This window comes from Burkholderia sp. HAN2018, from assembly GCF_024704855.1.
In the GTDB taxonomy this organism is placed as follows: Bacteria; Pseudomonadota; Gammaproteobacteria; order Burkholderiales; family Burkholderiaceae; genus Burkholderia; species Burkholderia cepacia.
The window spans coordinates 1-2,348 of the sequence record NZ_QOBB01000453.1; the positions used below are offsets into that span (position 1 = coordinate 1).

The following is a 2,348-nucleotide window of genomic DNA, read 5'->3' on the forward strand; positions in this document are numbered from 1 at the left end:
GCCCGGCGCGCACGGCCTCGGCCTCGCGATGGCGCTCGTGCCGCCGCTGCTGCTCGCGCTCGGCGCGGCGCTACGTTCGCCGCATCGCATCGGGTTCGTGTCCGCATGGCTGCTTGCCGCCGCCGCGCTGTGGGCCGCGCGCGTGCCGCTCGCGCGGCACTTCGAATGGGGCCTGTACCTGGAACACGCGAGTTTCAACCTCGCGATGGCGCTGCTGTTCGGCCGCACGCTCGCGGCCGGCAAGGTGCCGCTGTGCACGCATTTCGCGACGATGATCCACGGCGCGATCACGCCGGCCGTCGCGCACTACACGCGGCAGATCACGCTCGCGTGGACGCTGTTCTTCGTCGCGATCGCCGCCGTGTCGACGTTGCTGTTCGCGACCGCGCCGATCGTCACGTGGTCGACGTTCGCGAACTACCTGTCGCTGCCGCTCGTCGCCGTGATGTTCGCGGCCGAGCATGCGTGCCGACGCTTCGCCCTGCCGCACGAACCGCGGCCGCGCATGGTCGACGCGGTGCGCGCGTATCGCGCGACGACACACGCGTCGCAGGCATCACGATGAATTCACGGCCGGCGCGGCGCCGCAACGCGGCCGCGCCGGCCTTCGCTCCTGTTTCGACCGATCTATGCCGACTCACCCGCTGGTTTTCCATTCGTCGCCCGACCAGACGATCGCCTGGCGCGACGGCGCGCCCGTCACCGTGCGCACGTTCGTCGCCGACGTCGCGCGCGTGGCCGCCGCGCTGCCCGCCGGCGCGCACGTGTTCAACGTGTGCCGCGACCGCTACCGCTTCGCGGTCAGCCTGTGCGCCGCGCTCGTTGCCGGCAAGGTCAGCCTGCTGCCGTCGACGCATACGCCGGAAATGGTCCGCCAGCTCGCGTCGTTCGCGCCCGACGCGTTCTGCCTGCACGACGCGCCCGACTGCACGATCGACCTGCCGCGCTTCGCGTATCCCGATGCCGCCCCCGGCGCGCTCGCGGACGATGCGCCGTTCGCCGTGCCGCAGATCGATGCGGCGCGGATCATGGCCTACGTGTTCACGTCCGGCTCGACCGGCGCGCCGGTGCCGCACCGCAAGACCTGGGGCTTCCTGGTCGGCTGCGTGCGCGCGGCGGCCGACCGCCTCGGGCTGCTCGACGGCCGCGCGGCCACGCTGATCGGCACGGTGCCCGCGCAGCACATGTACGGCTTCGAGTCGACGGTGCTGCTCGCGCTGATCGGCGGCCTCGCGTTCAGCAACCGCCAGCCGTTCTACCCGGTCGACATTCGCGACGAACTCGACACGATCCCGCAACCGCGCGTGCTCGTCACGTCGCCGATCCACCTGCGTGCGCTGCTCGCGGCCGGCCATGCGCTGCCGCCCGCGGCGCTCGTGCTGTCGGCCACCGCGCCGCTGTCGGAAAAGCTCGCGTGCGAAGCCGAGGCCGCGCTCGACGCGCCGCTCGTCGAGATCTACGGCAGCACCGAGACCGGCCAGATCGCCACCCGCCGCACGTCGCAGGGCGCGGCATGGGAACTGTTCCCGGACATCCGCCTCGACTCGCGCGCCGAACCGGACGACGACGACAGCGGCCCGACCGTGTGGGTGTCGGGCGGACATGTGGAGGCACCCGTGCCGATGGGCGATGCACTCGAACTGCTCGGCGACGGCCGGTTCCTGCTGCACGGCCGCAAGGCCGACCTCGTCAACATCGCCGGCAAGCGCACGTCGCTCGCGTACCTGAACCATCAGCTCAACGCGATTCCGCAGGTGCTCGACGGCGTATTCTTCATGCCCGACGAAGCCGCGGCGGCACACGACGACACCCGCCTCGAGCCGGTTACGCGCCTCGTCGCGCTCGTCGTCGCGCCGACGCTTACGGCAGCCGGTCTGCAGCGCGCGCTGCGCGAGCGGATCGATCCCGCGTTCATGCCGCGCCCGCTCGTGTTCGTCGACGCGCTGCCGCGCAACGAAACCGGCAAGCTGCCGCGCGACGTACTCGCCGCACTCGTTGCGCAACATGCGCGCCCCGCGGCCGTGCCCGTGCCCGTGCCCGTGCCCGTGCCCGATCCGGCCGGCACGCCCGCACTCGGGTTCACGATCCCCGCCGATCACCCGGCACTGCCCGGCCACTTCCCCGGCCATCCGGTCGTGCCGGGCGTCGTGCTGCTCGATCACGCGATCCATGCGCTCGGCACCGCGCTGAACCGCCCGCTGCACGCGTGGCGGCTCGGGTCCGCGAAATTCCTGAGCCCGGTCGCGCCCGGCGAGCCGCTCGATCTCGCGTACGACGCCGCGGCCGGCGGTGCGATCCGCTTCACGCTGCGCGCCGGGGCGCGCGACGTCGCGAGCGGCGTGCTGTCC

Annotated in this window: 2 protein-coding genes; both read left to right on the forward strand. The window is 72.6% G+C overall.

The features are described 5' to 3' along the window. The coding region (locus tag DPV74_RS40850; RefSeq protein WP_240440117.1) for a hypothetical protein at positions 1-565 on the forward strand (565 nt) is incomplete at its 5' end. A gap of 64 nt (positions 566-629) precedes the next feature. Continuing rightward, a partial coding sequence (locus DPV74_RS40855) for an AMP-binding protein (RefSeq protein WP_119339248.1) occupies positions 630-2,348 on the forward strand: 1,719 nt, incomplete at its 3' end.